Below are 19,343 nucleotides of genomic sequence, written 5' to 3' on the forward strand. Positions count from 1 at the left end.
TTCAATGTCAAAAGCAGCAGCCTCATCGGGCTCCACCGCCATCCCCAACGGTTCCCATCCACTTCCCTCTTACCTTCAGGCCGACAACCTCGGCCCCTGGGGCAACTACCTGCAGCAGGTAGACCGCGTGATCCCCCACCTGGGCAGCCTGGCGCGCTGGGCGGAAACGCTCAAGCGCCCCAAGCGCGTGCTGATCGTGGACGTGCCCATCCACATGGACGACGGCACCGTGGCGCACTTTGAAGGCTATCGCGTGCAGCACAACGTCTCACGCGGCCCCGGCAAGGGCGGTGTGCGTTTTCACCAGGACGTCACGCTGTCCGAAGTGATGGCCCTGTCGGCATGGATGTCCGTCAAGAATGCGGCGGTCAACGTGCCCTACGGCGGCGCCAAGGGCGGCATCCGCGTCGACCCCAAGAAGCTTTCGCGCGGCGAACTCGAGCGCATGACGCGCCGTTACACCAGCGAGATCGGCATCATCATCGGCCCCAACAAAGACATCCCCGCGCCTGACGTCAACACCAACGACCAGATCATGGCGTGGATGATGGACACCTATTCGATGAACACCGGTTCCACCTCGACCGGCGTTGTGACCGGCAAGCCGGTGGACCTGGGCGGCTCGCTGGGCCGGCGCGAAGCCACCGGCCGCGGCGTGTATACCGTGGGCGTGGAAGCGGCCAAACATATCGGCCTGGACATCGCGACTGCGCGAGTAGCTGTGCAGGGCTTCGGCAATGTGGGCGGCGTGGCGGGCAAGCTGTTTGCCGAGGCCGGCGCGCGCGTGGTGGCGGTGCAAGACCATGGCGGCACGATTTACCGCGAAGCGGGCCTGGATGTGCCGGCGCTGCTCAAGCACGTGGAAGCCAATGGCAGCGTGGGCGGCTTTGCACAGGCGGAAGTCATCGCCAATGACAAGTTCTGGGACGTGGAGTGCGACATTCTGATCCCCGCCGCGCTGGAGCAGCAAATCACTGAAGCCAATGCCGGCCGCATCAAGGCGCGCATGATCATCGAAGGCGCGAACGGCCCGACCACACCGGCGGCCGACGACATCCTGCACGACCGCAATGTGCTTGTGCTGCCGGACGTGATCGCAAACGCCGGCGGCGTGACGGTGAGCTACTTTGAATGGGTGCAGGATTTCTCCAGCTTCTTCTGGGACGAAGAGGAAATCAATGCGCGCCTGGTCAGGATCATGAAAGACGCTTTTGCTGCCGTGTGGCATGTGGCGCAAGACCAGAAGGTCAGCCTGCGCACGGCGACCTTTATCGTGGCCTGCAAGCGCATTCTGCATACGCGCGAGTTGCGCGGCCTGTACCCCTGATGGACGGCGGCGCGCCGGTGGGCCCTGGCGGGCGGCATGGGATGGCCGCCTTTCGCAGGCCTGCGGCCGCGCTTTTTCTGGGCGCCCTGGTCGCGGTGCTCGCGGCGCTGCTAGGCCCCTTGCTGGACGCCCCGGCCATCGCGCGCTGGACTGTACAGAGTTACGAAGAAGAAGGCCTGCGGGCGGCTTTCGCGCTGATCGGCGTGCGCCACCTGCCCATGCTCTTGCTCGCGATCGCTGCCGGCAATGTTGTCTTCAGGCTGCTCAAAAGCACATCATTCTCAATGGTGGCGATCAGCGCCATTCCCTGGCTGCTATATGTCGTTGTGACCGGTACGATGGAATCCATCGCCGTCGGTGAGAGCCCCTTCAGTTGGGTCGGCTATGAACCGGCCTACTTCATCTGGCCGCATTTTGTTGCCGTGCCGCTGGGGCTTTACACGGCCAGCCGCATGGTGCGGCAGCGCCTGGCAAAGGCTGCGCCAAACTAAGCGCACCGCGCTTTACTGCAGCGTTTCCTTGATCGCCGCGGGCAACGGCAAAGGCATGACATCAATGCCCTCTTCCATCAGTTCGACGGCTTCGCGCACGCTGGTCTGGCCGCGGATGCTGCGCGCTTCCTGCTCGCCGTAATGCATGCGCCGGGCCTCGTCTGCAAACCGGCTGCCCACATCTTCGGTGTTGGCCACCACATGGCGCAAGGCCTGCAAAAACGCAGCCTGCTCCGCCCGGCTGGCGCCGGAGGGCATTCCCGCGACGGCGGGCATATTGCGCGTTGCAGTGTTTCCTTCGGCGCCCGCAGGGTGCTCGGCCGGTGATGAGGACTGGAGAGTCGAGGCGGAAGTATCCGGGCTTTGGTGGCCGCCCAGATTGAGCCGCGGCGCACTGGGGAGTTTTTGCACGCTTTTGTCGGCACACATGGGGCACTCGACCAGCCCGCGCGACAGTTGCTGCTGGAAATCATCTTCAGACGCAAACCAGCCTTCAAACGAATGCTGATGCGAACATTGGAGATTCAGGACCTTCATGGGCGGATTATCGCCGCACCGTCACGAAGCGGCAGCTTGCCAGTCCAATGCCCATGCGCCCGACAGCACGTTTTGCAGCCACAGTGCGCCTGTCAGTGTTTTTGCATCGGTCACCTGGCCGCTGACGCACCAGGCCAGCAGCTCGGCGGGCGTCGCAGTGAACACGTCGAGGAACTCACCCGCATCGAGTTTGCGCGAGCCCAGCGTCAGCCCGCGGGCAAACCAGATGTCGATGAATTCGGTGGAGTAGGAAATCACGGGGTGCAACACGCCGGCGCGGGCCCACTCGCGTGCGGTGTAGCCGGTTTCCTCGAGCAGTTCGCGCTGCGCGCAAGCCAGCGAATCCTCACCAGGGTCAAGCTTGCCCGCCGGGAACTCGACCATGACGGCCTGCACAGGGTAACGGTATTGGCGCTCCAGCACGAGGCTGCCGTCATCGCACTGGGCAACGATCATCACGGCGCCAGGATGGATGACGTATTCGCGCGTTGCCTGAGTACCGTCGGGCAGGCCGACGGTGTCGCGCATGGCGTGAAGGAAGTGGCCCTTGAGTATCTCCACCGAGTCGAGCCTGGTCTCCACAAGGTGGGCGTCGCCGGCCGGCTTGCCGCTTGCGTCAAGGCCGGGTGCGACTTTCATGAGCGGTGCTTGAAGAGATAACGCCAGGTGAAACCGGGGAACGCAAAGGTAATGAAGAGCGCGCTTGTGATGGCATAAAACTCCCAGCCTTGCGGTGCGATCTGGCCTGTTCGCTGCTCGAGGTAAAGGCCCAGCCCCCCCGCAAGAAAGTACCAGACCACCATCTCCCCCACACGGACGGCGAGGTTTTTGGGTTGCTTGAGCGCGTAGACCGCGAACAGGCGGTTGCTGATAAACGGCAGGTTGGCCACCAGCAAGGCCAGCAGCACGACCAGCCAGACCGAAGCAGTTTGCGTCATGAAGGAGTTCAGCTGCCCAGTGACTTGACGATGCTGCTGATGGACTGAGCGCACAGTGTCATCAGGCCGCCCGGAACCATGCCCAGGATCAGGATGAGCGCACCGTTGATCGCCAGCACCACTTTGGCATCTGTCGGGCCGGACACCGGCTGGGCGTTGTGTGCCAGGGGCGCATCAAAGTACATGACCTTGACCACACGCAGGTAATAAAACGCGCCGACCAGCGACATCATCACGGCAAAAACGGCCAGCACGATATAGCTGGTTTGCTGCGACGAAATCAGCGCCTGCAAAACAGACAGCTTGGCATAGAACCCCACCAGCGGCGGCAAGCCGGCCAGCGAGAACATGCTGATCGCCATCACACCGGCATACAGCGGGCTGCGCTGGTTCAGGCCGGCCAGATCGGTGATCTCTTCGGACTCGTGCCCGGCGCGTGCCAGCAGCATGATGATGCCGAAAGCGCCCAGGGTGGTCAACACATAGGTCACGGCGTAGAACATGGCTGCGCTGTAAGCCGATTCGGTGTTGAGCTGGTTACCGTTTACCACGCCAGCCAGCAGGCCGAGCAGCAGGAAACCCATTTGCGAAATGGTCGAGAACGCCAGCATGCGCTTGAGGTTGGATTGGGCGACAGCGGCAAGATTGCCGACCAGCAAGGAGCCGATGGCCATCAAACCCAGCATCTGCTGCCAGTCAATCGCCAGCGGCAGCAAGCCCTCCACCAGCAGGCGGATGCAGATGGCAAATGCAGCGAGTTGCGGAGCACCACCGATCAACAGGGTCACCGCTGTGGGCGCGCCCTGGTAAACGTCAGGCAGCCACATATGGAAAGGCACAGCGCCGAGCTTGAACGCCAAACCGGCCACGATGAACACCAGACCAAAAACCAGCACCTGATGCTTGACCTGGCGGCTGGCAATTGCGTTGAACACTTCGTTGAGATCGAGGGAGCCGGTTGCGCCGTACAGCATGGAAAGGCCATACAGCAGGAAACCCGATGCCAGCGCACCCAGCACGAAGTACTTCATGGCGGCTTCGGTGGCTGTGGCGTTGTCGCGGCGCAGTGCCACCAGGGCATAGCTGGACAGCGTCAGCAACTCCAGCCCCATATAGATGACGAGGAAGTTGTGGCCCGAGATCATCACAAACATGCCCAGCAGCGCAAACAGGCTGAGCGTGAAGAACTCGCCGCCGCGCAGCATGTCGCGCTCTGCCGCGTAAGGCCGGCCATAGACCAGCGTGATCATCAGGGTGATGCTGGCAAAACACTTGAGCCAGCCGCCCATGGGGTCAGTGACGACCATATTGCCGAAACCGTAGAAGGTTTGCCCGCCAACGGCGTAAGCAGCTTCCATCGCGGCCACTACGGCCAGCGTCAGCAAGGTGAGCACATAGGTCAGGGTGCGCTGGGGCGTCTTGACGCCCAGGTCCACCAGCGCGATCACGCAGGCCATGGTCAGGAGGACGATTTCGGGGTAAACCGCGATCCAGGATAGTTTGTCAATCATCTGAATTCTTTGTAGTTGCGTCGGTTCAGCTTCAGTTCAGCTTGGAGACTGCGACGTGCTTGAGCAAATCGGCCACCGAGGTGTTCATCACGTCCGTAAACGGCTTGGGATAGATGCCCATGTACAGCACTGCAATGGCAAGCAGCGCGAGCATCAGGAATTCGCGGCTGTTGATATCGGTAAGGGCTTTGACGTCGTCATTGGCCACAGGCCCCAGGTAGACGCGTTTGTACATCCACAGGGTGTAGGCTGCGCCGAAGATGAGTGCGGTCGCTGCCGCTCCGCCTATCCAGAAGTTGTATTTAACGGCGCCCAGAATCACCATCCACTCGCCGACAAAGCCCGCTGTGGCCGGCAGGCCGCAATTGGCCATGGCAAACAACAGTGCAAACGCCGCAAACTTGGGCATGGTGTTCACCACGCCGCCGTAGCTGGCGATCTCACGCGAATGCACGCGGTCGTACAACACGCCGATGCACAGGAACATGGCGCCCGAAACAAAGCCGTGGGCAATCATCTGCACCAGGCCACCGGAAACACCCAGGTCATTGAAGATAAAGAAGCCGAGTGTGACAAAACCCATGTGGGCCACGGATGAATAGGCCACCAGCTTTTTCATGTCTTGCTGAACGAGGGCCACCAGACCCACATAGACAACAGCAATCAATGACAAGGCAATCATCAACCAGGCCCATTCGTGCGACGCATCCGGCGCAATCGGCATGGAGAACCGCAGGAAGCCATAAGCACCCAGCTTCAGCATGATGGCGGCCAGCACGGCCGAACCGCCGGTAGGCGCTTCAACGTGCACATCGGGCAACCAGGTGTGTACCGGCCACATCGGCACTTTCACGGCAAAGGCCGCAAAGAACGCAAAGAACAACAGAGTCTGCACAGTGCTGCCCAATGGCAGTTTGTGCCAGGTCAGGATATCGAAACTACCACCCGACTTGTTGTACAGAAAGATCAGCGCGACCAGCATCAGGAGCGAACCGAGCAGCGTGTACAGGAAGAACTTGAACGCGGCGTAGATCTTGTTGGGACCACCCCAGATACCGATGATCAGGTACATCGGGATCAGCGTGGCTTCGAAGAACACGTAAAACAGGATCCCGTCGAGGGCCGTAAACACGCCGATCATGAGCCCGCTCAGGATCAGGAAAGACGCCATGTACTGGTTGACGCGCGTCGTGATGGCTTCCCAGCTGGCAATGATGACGACGACGTTGATAAAGGCCGTCAACAACACAAACCACAGCGAAATGCCGTCCACGCCCAGGTGGTAATTGACATTGAAGCGCTGAATCCAGCTGCCCTTCTCCACGAACTGCATGGCCGAGGTGCCCAGCTCAAAGCCGCCGTACAAAGGCAGCGTCACCAGAAAACTGACGATCGCACCAATCAGTGCAATCCAGCGAACGCTGTGCGCCTGCTCGTCACGGCCCAAAGCCAGCAGAACAACCCCGAAAATAATCGGTGTCCAGATCGCAAGACTCAACAAACCCATTCTTGTTCTTCCTTGTATTTGTTGAACTGATCAGCGGTTGAGCCAGACGAAATACGTCATCAACACAAACACGCCAATGATCATGCCGAAGGCATAGTGATAGATGTAGCCGGACTGCAGCCTGCGCACAATGCTGGACACCCAGCCGACCAGTTTCCAGGAGCCATTGACCACCGCACCGTCGATCAGTTTCTGGTCGCCACCCTTCCACAGGGCCGTGCCCAGGGCCCGGGTACCACGAGCCAATACGTTTTCATTGAACCAGTCGAGGTAGTACTTGTTCTCAAGCAAGGTGAAGATCGGCATGAACATGCGCTTGATCGCAGTCGGCAGGGCCGGGTTCACCATGTACATATACCAGGCCAGCACGGAGCCAGACAGGGCCAGCCAGAACGGCGCAGCGGTGAGACCGTGCAAAGCCATCTGGGCTGGGCCGTGGAACAGGTTTTTCAGCTCTTCCATGGCAGGGTGCTTTTCCAGATTCACCAGAATGGAATCTTTGAAGAAATCACCGTACAGCATGGGCTCAATCGTCAAAAAGCCGATAACCACGGAGGGAATGGCCAGCAGGATCAGCGGCGCCGTCACAACCCACGGAGACTCGTGCGGCTCGTGATGGTCGTCATGGTGGCCATGGTCATCGTGACCATGATGATGCGCATCAGGGTTCTGATCAAAGCGCTCCTTGCCGTGGAACACCAGGAAATACAGGCGGAACGAGTAGAACGCCGTCACAAAAACCCCGGCCAGCACCGCGAAGTATGCAAACCCGGCGCCTGCGAGGTGGCTTTCATGCACAGCTTCAATGATGCTGTCTTTGGAATAGAAACCGGCGAACAGCGGCGTGCCGATCAGGGCCAGCGTACCCAGCAAGGAGGTGAACCAGGTGATGGGCATGTACTTGCGCACGCCACCCATCCAGCGGATGTCCTGGTTGTGGTGCATGCCGATGATGACCGAGCCTGCCGCCAGGAACAGCAGCGCCTTGAAGAAGGCGTGCGTCATCAGGTGGAACACCGCGACGGAATAGGCCGAAGCGCCCAGCGCGACCGTCATATAACCCAGCTGCGACAGCGTGGAGTACGCAACCACGCGCTTGATGTCGTTCTGGATGATGCCGAGAAAACCCATGAACAGGGCCGTGATGGCGCCAATCACCATGATGAAGCTGAGCGCGGTGTCGCTGAGTTCAAACAAAGGCGACATGCGTGCCACCATAAAAATACCGGCGGTCACCATGGTTGCCGCGTGAATCAGCGCGGAGATGGGGGTCGGGCCTTCCATGGAGTCCGGCAGCCAGACGTGCAAGGGGAACTGCGCCGATTTACCCATGGCGCCGATAAAGAGGCAGATACAGATCACGGTCACCAGCATCCAGCCGGTACCCGGCAGCGTCAGCTTGGAGAGCTCATCGGCTTTGGCAAAGGCCTCGCCGTAGTTGAGCGTGCCGGCATAAGCGGCAATCAGGCCGATGCCGAGAATGAAACCGAAGTCACCCACACGGTTGACCAGGAAGGCCTTCATGTTCGCGAAGATGGCGGTAGGTTTGTTGAACCAGAAACCGATCAGCAGGTAGGACACCAGGCCCACAGCTTCCCAGCCAAAGAACAGCTGCAGCATGTTGTTGCTCATCACCAGCATCAGCATGGAGAAGGTGAACAGCGAGATGTAGGCAAAGAAACGGTTGTAGCCTTCGTCTTCTTCCATGTAGCCGATGGTGTAGATGTGCACCATCAGGGAGACGAAAGTCACCACACACATCATCATCGCGGTCAGGCCATCGACCAGGAAGCCGACTTCCATCTTCAGGCCGCCGACGCTCATCCAGGTGTAGAGCGTTTCGTTGAAACGCGCGCCGTCGACCGCGACGCTCTTGAGCGTCATGGCCGAAATGATGAACGCCACCAGCACGCCAAGAATGGTGAGGGTATGCGACAGACGCCGGCCTATCCAGTTGCCACCGAAGGAGGTGCCCAGGATACCGGCCGCCAGGGCGCCGGCCAGCGGCGCCAGCGGGACGGCCAGCAGGGCCGATGCGGAAAGGGTTTGGCTCATCTTGTTTTTAGCCTTGGAGCGTGTTGAGTTCGTCGACGTTGATGCTGGACTTGTTGCGGAACAAGAGCACCAAAATGGCCAGGCCGATGGCCGATTCAGCCGCGGCAACAGTCAGGATGAAGAACACAAAAACCTGGCCCGCCATGTCATTCAGGTAATACGAGAAGGCCACGAAGTTCATGTTGACGGCCAGCAGCATGAGCTCGATGGCCATGAGCAGCACGATCAGGTTCTTGCGGTTCAGGAAGATGCCGATGACCGACAGCGCGAACAGCATCGCGCCCAGCGAAAGAAAATGTCCGAGGGTGAGCGTCATGGTTTCTTTTCCTCGGCAGGTGCTGCAGCTGCGGCGACAACCGGTGCGGCAACGACGGATTTCATCTTGACCAGGCTTACGCGGTCAGCCCGCTTGACCCGAATCTGCTCTGAAGGGTTCTGGTACTTGGAGTCCTTGCGTGCGCGCAAGGTCAGCGCGATGGCGGCAATGATGGCCACCAGCAGGATCACGGCCGCGACTTCCAGCGGATAGAGGTATTCCGAATACAGCAGCTTGCCGAGTTCTTTGGTGTTGGAGACCTGTGCGCCTATCTGGCCCACAGCGCCCGCAGCTTTGGGGGGCTCACGAAAGCCGCCCATCAACACATAAGACATTTCCAGCGCGATGATGGCGCCGACGGAGCCGGCCAGCGGGAAGTGCTTCCAGAAGCCTTTGCGCACGCTATCGATATTGATGTCCAGCATCATCACGACGAACAGGAACAGCACCATCACAGCACCCACATAGACCAGCACCAGCGTGATGGCCAGGAACTCGGCCTTGAGCAGAATCCAGACGGCGGACGCCTGGAAGAATGCCAGCACGAGGTAAAGCGCCGCATGCACCGGGTTGCGCGCAGTAATCACCTTGAATGCTGCAAACAGCAGCACTGCGGCGAAAACATAAAAGAGACCTGTTTTAGCGTCCATGTTCTTGTGGGTTCTTTCTTGAGCCAGAGGGCTGGTGTTCAGCGGTACTTGGCATCAGCCGTGCGGTTGGCGGCAATTTCGGACTCATACCGGTCGCCAACGGCCAGCAGCATCTCTTTGGTGAAGTACAGGTCGCCGCGTTTTTCACCGTGGTATTCAAAGATGTGGGTCTCAACGATGGAGTCGACCGGGCAGCTTTCTTCGCAGAAGCCGCAGAAGATGCATTTGGTCAGGTCGATGTCATAACGCGAAGTGCGGCGGCTGCCGTCTTCGCGCACGTCGGATTCGATGGTGATGGCCATCGCCGGGCACACTGCCTCACAGAGTTTGCAGGCAATGCAACGCTCTTCGCCGTTTTCATAACGGCGCAGCGCGTGCAGGCCGCGAAAACGCGGGCTCAGCGGGGTCTTCTCTTCGGGAAACTGGACCGTGATCTTGCGGCTGAACATGTACTTGCCGGTCAGGGCCATGCCCTTGAACAGCTCAGTGAGCATGAAGCTCGAAACAAAATCCTTGACGGAAGCTACTGCGGAAGACATGGTTTATTTCCAGATGTTGTAAGGCGTCTGCATCCAGGCGCCAACGACCACCAGCCAGACCAGGGTCACGGGAATGAAAATCTTCCAGCCCAAACGCATGATCTGGTCATAACGAAAGCGCGGGAAGGTGGCGCGCACCCACAGGAACATGGTGACCACGACAAAAGTCTTGGCGCCCAGCCAGATCCAGCCGGGGATGAAGCTCAGCGCTTCAACAGGCGGCAACCAGCCGCCCAGGAACAGCAGCACGGCCAGAATGGCGACCAGCCACATGTTGGCGTATTCGGCGAGGAAGAACATCGCGAAAGCCATGCCCGAGTACTCAACCATATGGCCAGCCACGATTTCGGACTCGCCTTCAACCACGTCGAAGGGGTGGCGGTTGGTCTCGGCCAGGCCGGAGATGAAATACACCACAAAAATCGGCAACAGCGGCAACCAGTTCCAGGACAGGAAAGTCCAGCCATTGCTTGCCAGCATGCCTTTGCCCTGGCTCATCACGATGTCGGTCATATTGAGGCTGCCCGACACCATGAGCACCACCACCAAGCAGAAGCCCATGGCGATTTCATAGCTGACCATTTGCGCCGAGGCACGCATGGCGCCCAGGAAGGCGTATTTGGAGTTGGAAGCCCAGCCCGCGATGATCACGCCATAAACTTCCAGCGACGTGATGGCCATGAGGAACAGCAGGCCGGCATTGATATTGGCCAGCGCGATCTCGGGCCCGAAGGGAATCACGGCCCATGCGGCCAGCGCCGGCATGATGGTCATGATGGGGCCGAGCACGAACAGGCCCTTGCTCGCCGCCGTGGGGATGATGATTTCCTTGGTCAGCAATTTGAGCGCATCGGCGATCGGCTGCAGCAAGCCGAAAGGCCCGACGCGGTTGGGGCCGAGGCGAATCTGGGTAAAACCAATGGCCTTGCGCTCCCACAAAGTGAGGTAGGCCACAAGGCCCATCAGCGGCGCCAGGACGCAGACGATCTTGACGAGCGTCCACAGCACGGGCCACACGGTGCCAGGCCAGATACCACCCGCCAAACCCTGGCCAAAGGTGTAGATCGCGTCAATCATGCGCCCACTCCTTCGAGCTTCGCTTCAACGCCGACAGCCTGACGGGCATCCGCCGTCAGTTGCAGCGATGTCGCGCGCCTGGTCAGCCCGTCGAGCTGATAAATACTGGCCACCGCAGGCGCCCGGGTTGGGGCTGCCGACAGGTCGATGCCGGCCTGCGTGCTGTTACCCAGTTTGGCTGCGGGGATTTGTGCGAGGTCGGCGCCAGCAACCTGCTTGAGCACGTCTTGCGAGGATTCGAAATCAAAGCCCGGCAGATCCAGCAGATTGGCGAGCACACGCAGCACTTTCCAGGCAGGACGCGTATCACCCAGTGGTTTGACGACGGCATGAAAGCCCTGCACGCGGCCTTCGGCATTCACGAAGGTACCAGGGGTCTCGGTGAATGGTGCGATAGGCAGCAGCACGTCGCTGAAACCCATGTTGGCCTTGAAGGGGCTCAGCGTCACGACCATCTGCGCCGTGTTGAGCGAGGTTTTCGCCCGGGCGCCTGCGGCCGAGTCAAATTCGGGTTCGTTGTTGAGCAGGATCACGGCTTTGAGCTGGCCGTCCAGCATCTGGCCGGCATGCAAGCCCTTGTCGGCAGGCAAAGCGCCAGCCAGTTGAGCGCCCACCGTATTGGCGGCCTCCGTGAGATAGCCCACCGTGGCGCCGGTCTGCCCGGCGATCCAGTTGGCCAGCGCCAGCAGGCTGGAGGCCTTGGCGTGGTGCGCGGCGGCATTGCCGAGCAGGATGGCTTTGCGTTCGCCGCCCAGCAGGGACTTGGCGATGGCCTTGGCGCTATCGGTGGCCTGGCCGGCGGCGGGCGCCGTAACACCCTTGTCAGCGGCGATCGCGGCAGCTACATCGGCCAGGGACTGGGCCCAGGCCTCAGGCGCTGCCAGCAGTGTGTTGGCGACAGGCATTGCCCAGGCATCAGCGTTTGCCAGTTCGGCGGTGGAGTTGATGGTGCTGAGCGCCCCGCCCTTGCGAACGGCCTGACGAATGCGCTGTGCGAACAGCGGATGGTCTTTGCGCAAGTTGGAGCCAACCACGAGCACTCGCTGCAATTGCGACAGCGAAGCGATGGAAGTACCCAGCCAGCGGATGGCCGGCGATGCCGTGAACTCGGCATTGCGAAGGCGATAGTCGATGTTGTCGCTACCCAGGCCGCGCATCAAGGATGCGGCGAGGTAAAGCTCTTCGAGCGTGCTGTGCGGGCTGGCCAGCGTGCCGATGCTGTTGGCGCCGTGATCTGCCTTGATTTGTTTGAGGCCGTTGGCCACGTACTCAAGCGCGGTCTGCCAGTCGACGGTTTTCCACTCGCCGCCCTGCTTGAGCATCGGGCTGGTGAGACGTTCGTCGCTATTCAGGGATTCATACGAAAAACGGTCGCGGTCGGCGATCCAGCATTCGTTGACGTCTTCATTCTCGAGCGGCACAACGCGCATGACCTTGTTGCTCTTGACCTGGACAATCAGGTTGGCGCCGGTCGAGTCATGCGGGCTGACCGACTTGCGGCGCGACAGCTCCCAGGTGCGGGCGCTGTAGCGGAATGGTTTGCTGGTCAGCGCGCCAACAGGGCAGATGTCGATCATGTTGCCGGACAGTTCAGAGTCCACCGACATGCCGACGAAGGTTTCGATCTCGGCGTGCTCGCCGCGATGCGACATGCCGAGCTCCATCACGCCGGCCACTTCCTGGCCGAAACGCACGCAGCGGGTGCAATGGATGCAGCGGCTCATTTCCTGCATGGAAATCAGCGGGCCGACGTCTTTATGGAAGACAACGCGCTTTTCTTCTTCGTAGCGCGACTCGCTGCCGCCATAGCCAACGGCCAGATCCTGCAACTGGCACTCGCCGCCCTGGTCGCAAATCGGGCAATCCAGCGGGTGGTTGATCAGCAGGAACTCCATCACACCCTTCTGGGCCTTGATGGCTTTGTCGTTCTTGGTGCGCACGATCATGCCTTGCGTCACCGGCGTGGCGCAGGCGGGCATGGGCTTGGGGGCCTTCTCCACATCAACCAGGCACATGCGGCAGTTGGCGGCAATGCTCAGTTTCTTGTGATAGCAAAAGTGCGGAATGTAAGTACCGACTTTTTCGGCCGCATGCATCACCGTGCTGCCTTCAAGCACTTCCACCTTCTGGCCGTCGAGTTCTATTTCAACCATATTTTTTTCTTTCCTCGACTCAGGCTTGCACAGCAGCCGAAGCCTGGGATGTGGGGGCGTGGGAGACTTGTGGCTTGATCATGGCTTCAAACTCATGGCGGAAGTGCTTGATCATGGCGCGCACCGGCATGGCCGCGGCATCGCCCAGGGCGCAGATGGTGCGGCCCTGGATGTTGTCGGCCACCGAATTGAGCAGGTCCATGTCGGTTTGCTTGCCGTGGCCGTTGTGGATGCGATCCACCACGCGCCAGAGCCAACCCGTGCCTTCGCGGCAAGGCGTGCACTGGCCGCAGGATTCGTGCATATAAAAGTAGGACAGGCGCTTGAGCGACTCGACCATGCAACGGCTGTCGTCCATCACGATCACCGCTCCCGAGCCCAGCATGGAGCCGGCCTTGGCGATGGAGTCGTAGTCCATGGTGCATTCCATCATGATGGATGCCGGCAGCACAGGCGCTGAAGAACCGCCAGGGATCACAGCCTTGAGCGTGCGGCCCTTGCGCACGCCGCCGGCGAGTTCCAGCAGCTTGGAAAACGGCGTGCCCATGGGCACTTCATAGTTGCCCGGCAATTCGACGTCGCCCGAAACCGAATAGATCTTGGTGCCGCCATTGTTGGGCTTGCCGCATTCGAGGTAGGCCTGGCCGCCGTTGCGGATGATCCAGGGTACAGCCGCGAAAGTCTCGGTGTTGTTGATGGTGGTGGGCTTGCCGTAGAGGCCAAAGCTGGCCGGAAACGGCGGCTTGAATCGCGGCTGGCCTTTTTTGCCTTCGAGCGATTCGAGCAAAGCGGTTTCTTCACCGCAGATGTAGGCGCCAAAACCGTGCGAGGCATGGAGCTGGAAGCTGAAGCCGCTGCCGAAAATGTTGTTGCCCAGCAAGCCGGCGGCGCGCGCCTCTTCCAGGGCTTCTTCAAAGCGCTGGTAGGTTGCGAAAATTTCGCCGTGAATATAGTTGTAGCCCACGCTGATGCCCATCGCGTAGGCGGCAATCGCCATGCCCTCGATCACGCTGTGCGGGTTGTACTGCATGATGTCGCGGTCTTTGCAGGTGCCCGGCTCGCCCTCGTCCGAATTGCAGACGAGGTATTTCTGGCCCGGGAATTGGCGGGGCATGAAGCTCCACTTGAGCCCGGTCGGGAAACCCGCACCGCCACGGCCGCGCAGGCTGCCGGCCTTGACTTCGGCGATGACCTGGTCGGGCGTCATGCCCTCCCCGCCGTCCTGCTTGAGAATCTTGCGCAGGGCCTGGTAGCCGCCGCGGGCTTCATAGTCTTTGAGCCGCCAGTTGCTGCCGTCAAGGTCGGCCAGGATTTGCGGGTTGATGTGCCGGCCATGGAAGCAGGTTTGCACACCGGTGGCCGAGAACTGGGACAGCACACTTTGCGCGGCTGCGCTGTTGGGAGTCAGGGGTGCGAGCGTCATGGTTGCTTTGCCTCAGCGGATTTGAGACCTTCGATGAGCTGGTCCAGCTTCTCGTTGCTCATGAAGCTGCACATGGTGAGATCGTTGACGAGCATCACCGGCGAATCGGCGCAGGCGCCCAGGCATTCGGACTGCTGCAGTGTGAAGAGGCCGTCGGCGCTGGTCTCGCCCATGGCGATACCCAGCTTGTGCTCCAGGTGCTTGAGCGCCTTGGCGCCGTCGCGCAACTGGCAAGGCAGGTTGGTGCAGACGTTGAGTTTGTACTTGCCAACCGGGCGCTGGTTGTACATGTTGTAGAAGGTGGTGACTTCATGCACGGCAATGGGCGGCATGCCGAGGTATTCGGCCACGACCTTTTCGCTCTCGGCGCTCACGTAGCCGTGCTCTTCCTGCAGGATGGTCAGGCAGGCCATCACGGCCGACTGCTTCTGGTCTGCGGGGTATTTGGCGACTTCGCGGTCGAAGCGCGCTCGGGTTTGTTCAGAAATCATGGGGGAAGCCATCCGGTTTAACGGTCAATCTCACCGAACACAATGTCCATGGTGCCGATCACGGCGACGGCGTCGGCAATCATGTGGCCGCGCGACATTTCGTCCATGGCCGCGAGGTGCGGGAAACCCGGCGGACGGATCTTCAGGCGATAAGGCTTGTTCGCGCCGTCGCTGACGATGTAAATACCAAACTCCCCCTTGGGGTGCTCGACCGCCGCGTAGGCTTCGCCTTCGGGCACGTGGAAGCCTTCGGTGAAGAGCTTGAAATGGTGGATCAGCTCTTCCATGTTGGACTTCATGGATTCGCGATCCGGCGCAGCGACCTTGTGGTTGCTGGTGATCACCGGACCGGGATTCACGCGCAGCCAGTCAATGCACTGCTTGATGATGCGGTTGGACTGGCGCATCTCTTCGACGCGAACCAGGTAGCGGTCATAGCAGTCGCCGGTCTTGCCGACCGGGATGTCGAAGTCCATCTTGTCGTAGACGTCGTAGGGCTGCTGCTTGCGCAGATCCCAGGCAAAACCTGAACCGCGAAGCATGGGGCCTGTGAAGCCGAGGTTGAGCGCGCGCTCAGGCGAAACCACACCCACGCCAACCGTGCGCTGCTTCCAGATCCGGTTGTCCGTCAGCAGGGTCTCGTATTCGTCGACGTAGCCCGGGAATTTATTGGTGAAGTCCTCGATGAAGTCGAGCAGCGAGCCTTGGCGGTTCTCGTTCAGTGCCTCAATGGCTTTGGCGTTCTTGACCTTGCTGACGCGGTACTGCGGCATGCTGTCGGGCAGGTCGCGGTACACGCCGCCCGGGCGGAAGTAGGCCGCATGCATGCGCGCGCCGGAAACGGCCTCGTACATGTCGAACAGCGCCTCACGTTCGCGAAAGCAGTAAATCAGGATGTTCATCGCGCCGCAATCGAAACCATGCGCGCCCAGCCACAGCAGGTGGTTGAGCAGGCGCGTGATTTCTGCGTACATCACGCGGATGTATTGCGCGCGAACCGGCACGTCAACGCCCAGCAGCTTTTCGATGGCCAGGCAGTAAGCATGCTCGTTAGACATCATGGAGACGTAGTCCAGCCTGTCCATGTAAGGCAGCGACTGGATGTAGGTCTTGCTTTCAGCGAGCTTTTCGGTTGCGCGGTGCAGCAGGCCGATGTGCGGATCGGCGCGCTGGATCACTTCGCCGTCGAGCTCAAGCACCAGCCGCAGCACGCCGTGCGCTGCGGGATGCTGTGGTCCAAAGTTAAGCGTGTAGTTTTTGATTTCAGCCATGTGGGGTATCTCTTGCCGGTGCCGCTTATTGCAGTCCGCCGTAGTTGTCTTCGCGAATCACACGGGGAGTGATTTCACGCGGCTCGATGGTGACCGGCTGGTAAATCACACGCTTCTGTTCCGGGTCATAGCGCATTTCCACATGACCCGACGTCGGGAAGTCCTTGCGGAAAGGATGGCCGATAAAGCCATAGTCGGTCAGGATGCGGCGCAGGTCGTTGTGGCCTTCGAAGATGATGCCGTAAAGGTCAAAGGCCTCGCGCTCAAACCAGTTGGCCGAGTTCCACACGCCGTTAAGCGAATCCACCACGGGAAAGTCGTCATCAGTACAGAACACCTTGAGGCGAACGCGCTGATTAAGGCTAACGGACAACAAGTGCGACGCCACGCAGTAACGCAGGCCGTCGTACTGGCCGTCCCTGTATTCGGAATAGTCGACACCACACAAGTCAATCAACTGCTCGAAGCGGCAACCGGGTGCATCGCGCAACAGGGTCGCGGCCGCAAGGTAATCGGCAGCCGACACCGTGAGCGTGATTTCGCCGAGCGCAATGCTCAGGTTTTTGACTTTGTCACCCAGCACCGCACGAATCGTTTCGGCGAGTTGCTCCATGGAAACAGGAGAAGAGGACATGCTTTAAGCCCTCGCAATCGTGTTGGTGCGACGGATTTTCTGCTGCAGCTGGATGATGCCGTACATCAGCGCTTCGGCCGTGGGAGGGCAACCAGGCACGTACACATCAACCGGTACGATGCGGTCGCAACCGCGAACCACCGAATAGCTGTAGTGGTAGTAGCCGCCGCCGTTGGCACAGGAACCCATGGACAACACCCAGCGCGGCTCGGACATCTGGTCATACACCTTGCGCAGTGCGGGACCCATCTTGTTGCACAGCGTGCCGGCGACGATCATCAGGTCAGACTGGCGCGGGCTGGGACGAAACAGCATGCCGAAACGGTCGATGTCGTAGCGCGCTGCGCCGGCGTGCATCATTTCGACGGCACAGCAAGCCAGGCCGAACGTCATGGGCCAGAGCGAACCCGTCTTGGCCCAGTTCACCACCGAGTCGTAACTCGTGGTCATGAAGCCTTCGTTGAAAACACCTTCAAGTGACATACCCGTACCTTTGTGGCGAGACTCGCCTAGAGAACCCTCGGGATTCTTATCTTCTTATTCCCAGTCCAGCGCACCTTTTTTCCACTCGTAGACAAAGCCCACGACCAGAATGCCCAGGAAAATCATGACGGACCAGAAACCGACAGGCCCGATTTCCTTGAGCGCTACGGCCCAGGGAAAGAGGAAAGCGATTTCGAGGTCAAAAAGAATGAAGAGGATGGCGACCAGGTAGTAGCGCACATCGAATTTCATGCGGGCATCTTCGAAAGCTTCGAAGCCGCATTCGTAAGGAGAGTTTTTTTCGCTGTCAGGCCGCACGGGACCCAACAAACGCCCCAGGACCTGAGGCACCACGCCGACACCCACACCGACCAGAATAAACAGGAGAACAGGAAGGTATTGATCGAGGTTCATCGTGGATTCAACTTCTGAAAAGCCACTTGCGCGGTTTGCTTCAGTTTGCCGTTTGAGCCGACAGCACTGCCGGAGCGCTGCTGCCGATGCATGTCAATCTGGTGCGGACGGCGAGACTCGAACTCGCACACCTTTCGGCACTACCCCCTCAAGATAGCGTGTCTACCAATTTCACCACGTCCGCGGTATTAATTGCCTGGATGGCATGAGGAAACCTTGCGGTTTTGGGCTTTCCAGACAGTCTCAGAGTTTACCCTGAAATCCCGCCCCGCCCATGAGGCGGCGGCGGCAAAACGCGTTATTTCGTCGGGATTTGCGCAGCGCCTGACGCAGCGGTCGCGGGCGGCGCAGGAACTGCGGCCGTCGCGGCCGCGGGAGCCGTGGTGCCGGGAATCTGCGTCGCACCAGAGGCCGCAGCAGCAGGCGCGGGGGCCGTCACCGCAGCGCCTTCCAGAACGCTGGAGCTGGTGCGAGGCTGCGTGCTGCCGCCAAAATATGCGAGCAGCAAAGTGCAGGCAAAAAACAACGCAGCGAGGATGCCGGTGGTGCGCGACAAAAAGTTGGCACTGCCGCTTGCGCCGAAGAGGCTGCCGGAACCGCCGCTTCCAAACGCTGCGCCCATGTCGGCGCCCTTGCCGTGCTGCACCAGGATCAGGCCGATCATGCCAAGCGCCGAGAGCATCTGCACAGCGAGGACAATGGTTATTACAACATTCATATCTACTCCTAAATTAATAGCGCGCTACGCCTGTCAGTTTTGGGCTGCAGCAATAATTGTCAAAAAATCGGGGGCTTTGAGCGAGGCGCCGCCAATAAGGCCGCCGTCGATGTCGGGCTGGGCCAGCAGCGATGCCGCGTTGGCCGCATTCATGCTGCCGCCATAAAGGATTTTCACACGGGCGAACTGGTCGGTAGCAGCCTTCAACTGGGCCCGCAACACTGCATGCACCGCCTGAGCCTCTTGCGGCGAAGCCGTCTTGCCGGTGCCAATGGCCCACACGGGCTCGTAGGCCACCACGATTTCGCTGATGCAGTGGCCGTTGGTATGAATCACTGCGGCCAGTTGGCGCTTGACGACTTCTTCGGTGTGTCCGGCTTCGCGCTCCGCCAGCGTTTCGCCAATGCAGACGATAGGCGTGATGCCTGCAGCTAACGCAGCTTTGGTTTTATCGGCTACCAGTTGGTCTGTTTCACCGTGGTACTGACGGCGCTCTGAATGGCCAACGATGACATAACTCACCGTCAACTCTTTAAGCATGGATGCTGCCACCTCGCCGGTATACGCACCTGCTTCGTGAGCCGACACATCTTGCGCGCCGAGAGAAAGCATGGGGTTGCCCGACTCGTCACGGCTTCGGTCTTGGTAATCCTGTACCTGCACAAAGTAGGGAAACGGAACACAAACGGCAACGCCGCAGGTCGGAGGCTTTTCTTTCAACCCGGCAAGCACAGCGTCAAGCAAGGCCGTGTTCTGGCCAAACTTGCCGTTCATCTTCCAGTTTCCCGCAATGAGTTTTTTCATTCTT

General features: G+C 60.0%; 21 protein-coding genes and 1 tRNA gene. 2 read left to right on the forward strand and 20 right to left on the reverse strand.

The features are described from left to right. Nucleotides 1–4: 4 nt before the first annotated feature. Both BM408_RS03120 and BM408_RS03125 read left to right on the forward strand, forming a co-directional pair. Complete coding sequence (locus BM408_RS03120; RefSeq protein ID WP_092126749.1) at nucleotides 5–1,327, forward strand: Glu/Leu/Phe/Val family dehydrogenase; 1,323 nt, start codon at nucleotides 5–7, stop codon at nucleotides 1,325–1,327. A gap of 41 nt (nucleotides 1,328–1,368) precedes the next feature. Beyond that, nucleotides 1,369–1,818 (forward strand): hypothetical protein, encoded by a 450-nt coding sequence (locus tag BM408_RS03125; RefSeq protein WP_092126751.1) that lies wholly within the window; start codon nucleotides 1,369–1,371, stop codon nucleotides 1,816–1,818. A 12-nt stretch (nucleotides 1,819–1,830) separates the two neighbouring features. On the opposite strand, the gene BM408_RS03130 is transcribed toward BM408_RS03125, so the two are convergent. The 20 genes from BM408_RS03130 to tpiA all read right to left on the reverse strand — a co-directional run bounded on the left by BM408_RS03130 (nucleotide 1,831) and on the right by tpiA (nucleotide 19,339). Then, nucleotides 1,831–2,355: a DUF1178 family protein gene (locus tag BM408_RS03130; RefSeq protein WP_092126753.1), complete on the reverse strand. Its 525-nt coding sequence runs from the start codon at nucleotides 2,353–2,355 to the stop codon at nucleotides 1,831–1,833. Between the two features lie 21 nt (nucleotides 2,356–2,376). Then, a complete protein-coding gene (locus tag BM408_RS03135) occupies nucleotides 2,377–2,994 on the reverse strand; it encodes an NUDIX domain-containing protein (RefSeq protein WP_092126755.1) in 618 nt (205 codons plus the stop codon). Continuing rightward, nucleotides 2,991–3,293 (reverse strand): DUF2818 family protein, encoded by a 303-nt coding sequence (locus tag BM408_RS03140; RefSeq protein WP_092126757.1) that lies wholly within the window; start codon nucleotides 3,291–3,293, stop codon nucleotides 2,991–2,993. Before BM408_RS03140 ends, BM408_RS03135 begins: the two co-directional genes overlap by 4 nt. An 8-nt stretch (nucleotides 3,294–3,301) precedes the next feature. Further along, nucleotides 3,302–4,804 carry an NADH-quinone oxidoreductase subunit NuoN gene (gene nuoN / locus BM408_RS03145; RefSeq protein ID WP_092126759.1) on the reverse strand — a complete coding sequence of 501 codons (1,503 nt, stop codon included), beginning with the start codon at nucleotides 4,802–4,804 and terminating at the stop codon, nucleotides 3,302–3,304. Nucleotides 4,805–4,835: 31 nt separating this feature from the next. Next, complete coding sequence (locus BM408_RS03150; protein ID WP_092126761.1) at nucleotides 4,836–6,311, reverse strand: NADH-quinone oxidoreductase subunit M; 1,476 nt, start codon at nucleotides 6,309–6,311, stop codon at nucleotides 4,836–4,838. A 30-nt stretch (nucleotides 6,312–6,341) separates the two neighbouring features. Then, on the reverse strand, nucleotides 6,342–8,366 hold the full coding sequence (gene nuoL, locus BM408_RS03155) for an NADH-quinone oxidoreductase subunit L (RefSeq protein ID WP_092126763.1): 2,025 nt from the start codon (nucleotides 8,364–8,366) through the stop codon (nucleotides 6,342–6,344). Between the two features lie 7 nt (nucleotides 8,367–8,373). Beyond that, entirely contained in the window at nucleotides 8,374–8,682 is a 309-nt protein-coding gene (gene nuoK / locus BM408_RS03160; RefSeq protein WP_007864437.1) for an NADH-quinone oxidoreductase subunit NuoK, read from the reverse strand. Further along, nucleotides 8,679–9,332 (reverse strand): NADH-quinone oxidoreductase subunit J, encoded by a 654-nt coding sequence (locus tag BM408_RS03165; protein ID WP_092126765.1) that lies wholly within the window; start codon nucleotides 9,330–9,332, stop codon nucleotides 8,679–8,681. The genes nuoK and BM408_RS03165 overlap by 4 nt, the downstream gene beginning before the upstream one ends. 38 nt (nucleotides 9,333–9,370) lie before the next feature. Then, nucleotides 9,371–9,871 carry an NADH-quinone oxidoreductase subunit NuoI gene (nuoI, locus tag BM408_RS03170; protein ID WP_092126767.1) on the reverse strand — a complete coding sequence of 167 codons (501 nt, stop codon included), beginning with the start codon at nucleotides 9,869–9,871 and terminating at the stop codon, nucleotides 9,371–9,373. Nucleotides 9,872–9,874: 3 nt separating this feature from the next. Beyond that, on the reverse strand, nucleotides 9,875–10,948 hold the full coding sequence (gene nuoH / locus BM408_RS03175; protein ID WP_092126769.1) for an NADH-quinone oxidoreductase subunit NuoH: 1,074 nt from the start codon (nucleotides 10,946–10,948) through the stop codon (nucleotides 9,875–9,877). Continuing rightward, nucleotides 10,945–13,101: an NADH-quinone oxidoreductase subunit NuoG gene (gene nuoG / locus BM408_RS03180; RefSeq protein ID WP_092126771.1), complete on the reverse strand. Its 2,157-nt coding sequence runs from the start codon at nucleotides 13,099–13,101 to the stop codon at nucleotides 10,945–10,947. The genes nuoH and nuoG overlap by 4 nt, the downstream gene beginning before the upstream one ends. Nucleotides 13,102–13,120: 19 nt before the next feature. Continuing rightward, nucleotides 13,121–14,524 (reverse strand): NADH-quinone oxidoreductase subunit NuoF, encoded by a 1,404-nt coding sequence (gene nuoF / locus BM408_RS03185; RefSeq protein ID WP_092126773.1) that lies wholly within the window; start codon nucleotides 14,522–14,524, stop codon nucleotides 13,121–13,123. Next, nucleotides 14,521–15,015 (reverse strand): NADH-quinone oxidoreductase subunit NuoE, encoded by a 495-nt coding sequence (gene nuoE / locus BM408_RS03190; protein WP_092127343.1) that lies wholly within the window; start codon nucleotides 15,013–15,015, stop codon nucleotides 14,521–14,523. Before nuoE ends, nuoF begins: the two co-directional genes overlap by 4 nt. Nucleotides 15,016–15,032: 17 nt before the next feature. Further along, nucleotides 15,033–16,286: an NADH-quinone oxidoreductase subunit D gene (locus BM408_RS03195; RefSeq protein ID WP_092126775.1), complete on the reverse strand. Its 1,254-nt coding sequence runs from the start codon at nucleotides 16,284–16,286 to the stop codon at nucleotides 15,033–15,035. Nucleotides 16,287–16,311: 25 nt separating this feature from the next. Next, complete coding sequence (locus BM408_RS03200; RefSeq protein WP_092126777.1) at nucleotides 16,312–16,920, reverse strand: NADH-quinone oxidoreductase subunit C; 609 nt, start codon at nucleotides 16,918–16,920, stop codon at nucleotides 16,312–16,314. Nucleotides 16,921–16,923: 3 nt separating this feature from the next. Beyond that, nucleotides 16,924–17,403: a NuoB/complex I 20 kDa subunit family protein gene (locus BM408_RS03205; protein ID WP_092126779.1), complete on the reverse strand. Its 480-nt coding sequence runs from the start codon at nucleotides 17,401–17,403 to the stop codon at nucleotides 16,924–16,926. A gap of 54 nt (nucleotides 17,404–17,457) precedes the next feature. Beyond that, a complete protein-coding gene (locus BM408_RS03210) occupies nucleotides 17,458–17,817 on the reverse strand; it encodes an NADH-quinone oxidoreductase subunit A (RefSeq protein WP_007864471.1) in 360 nt (119 codons plus the stop codon). 99 nt (nucleotides 17,818–17,916) lie between these two features. After that, nucleotides 17,917–18,001, reverse strand: a tRNA-Leu gene (locus BM408_RS03215). 114 nt (nucleotides 18,002–18,115) lie between these two features. Continuing rightward, complete coding sequence (gene secG, locus BM408_RS03220) at nucleotides 18,116–18,535, reverse strand: preprotein translocase subunit SecG (protein WP_092126781.1); 420 nt, start codon at nucleotides 18,533–18,535, stop codon at nucleotides 18,116–18,118. Nucleotides 18,536–18,568: 33 nt separating this feature from the next. Next, entirely contained in the window at nucleotides 18,569–19,339 is a 771-nt protein-coding gene (gene tpiA / locus BM408_RS03225; RefSeq protein ID WP_092126783.1) for a triose-phosphate isomerase, read from the reverse strand. Nucleotides 19,340–19,343: the final 4 nt, after the last annotated feature.

This window comes from Polaromonas sp. YR568, assembly GCF_900116715.1.
Taxonomy (GTDB): domain Bacteria; phylum Pseudomonadota; class Gammaproteobacteria; order Burkholderiales; family Burkholderiaceae_C; genus Polaromonas.

Excerpts from the sequence above, each read along its gene's own strand:
- BM408_RS03120 (WP_092126749.1), top strand. The coding sequence starts at position 5 with ATGTCAAAAGCAGCAGCCTCATCGGGCTCCACCGCCATCCCCAACGGT.
- BM408_RS03125 (WP_092126751.1), top strand. The coding sequence starts at position 1,369 with ATGGCCGCCTTTCGCAGGCCTGCGGCCGCGCTTTTTCTGGGCGCCCTG.
- BM408_RS03130 (WP_092126753.1), bottom strand. The coding sequence starts at position 2,355 with ATGAAGGTCCTGAATCTCCAATGTTCGCATCAGCATTCGTTTGAAGGC.
- BM408_RS03135 (WP_092126755.1), bottom strand. The coding sequence starts at position 2,994 with ATGAAAGTCGCACCCGGCCTTGACGCAAGCGGCAAGCCGGCCGGCGAC.
- BM408_RS03140 (WP_092126757.1), bottom strand. The coding sequence starts at position 3,293 with ATGACGCAAACTGCTTCGGTCTGGCTGGTCGTGCTGCTGGCCTTGCTG.
- nuoN (WP_092126759.1), bottom strand. The coding sequence starts at position 4,804 with ATGATTGACAAACTATCCTGGATCGCGGTTTACCCCGAAATCGTCCTC.
- BM408_RS03150 (WP_092126761.1), bottom strand. The coding sequence starts at position 6,311 with ATGGGTTTGTTGAGTCTTGCGATCTGGACACCGATTATTTTCGGGGTT.
- nuoL (WP_092126763.1), bottom strand. The coding sequence starts at position 8,366 with ATGAGCCAAACCCTTTCCGCATCGGCCCTGCTGGCCGTCCCGCTGGCG.
- nuoK (WP_007864437.1), bottom strand. The coding sequence starts at position 8,682 with ATGACGCTCACCCTCGGACATTTTCTTTCGCTGGGCGCGATGCTGTTC.
- BM408_RS03165 (WP_092126765.1), bottom strand. The coding sequence starts at position 9,332 with ATGGACGCTAAAACAGGTCTCTTTTATGTTTTCGCCGCAGTGCTGCTG.
- nuoI (WP_092126767.1), bottom strand. The coding sequence starts at position 9,871 with ATGTCTTCCGCAGTAGCTTCCGTCAAGGATTTTGTTTCGAGCTTCATG.
- nuoH (WP_092126769.1), bottom strand. The coding sequence starts at position 10,948 with ATGATTGACGCGATCTACACCTTTGGCCAGGGTTTGGCGGGTGGTATC.
- nuoG (WP_092126771.1), bottom strand. The coding sequence starts at position 13,101 with ATGGTTGAAATAGAACTCGACGGCCAGAAGGTGGAAGTGCTTGAAGGC.
- nuoF (WP_092126773.1), bottom strand. The coding sequence starts at position 14,524 with ATGACGCTCGCACCCCTGACTCCCAACAGCGCAGCCGCGCAAAGTGTG.
- nuoE (WP_092127343.1), bottom strand. The coding sequence starts at position 15,015 with ATGATTTCTGAACAAACCCGAGCGCGCTTCGACCGCGAAGTCGCCAAA.
- BM408_RS03195 (WP_092126775.1), bottom strand. The coding sequence starts at position 16,286 with ATGGCTGAAATCAAAAACTACACGCTTAACTTTGGACCACAGCATCCC.
- BM408_RS03200 (WP_092126777.1), bottom strand. The coding sequence starts at position 16,920 with ATGTCCTCTTCTCCTGTTTCCATGGAGCAACTCGCCGAAACGATTCGT.
- BM408_RS03205 (WP_092126779.1), bottom strand. The coding sequence starts at position 17,403 with ATGTCACTTGAAGGTGTTTTCAACGAAGGCTTCATGACCACGAGTTAC.
- BM408_RS03210 (WP_007864471.1), bottom strand. The coding sequence starts at position 17,817 with ATGAACCTCGATCAATACCTTCCTGTTCTCCTGTTTATTCTGGTCGGT.
- secG (WP_092126781.1), bottom strand. The coding sequence starts at position 18,535 with ATGAATGTTGTAATAACCATTGTCCTCGCTGTGCAGATGCTCTCGGCG.
- tpiA (WP_092126783.1), bottom strand. The coding sequence starts at position 19,339 with ATGAAAAAACTCATTGCGGGAAACTGGAAGATGAACGGCAAGTTTGGC.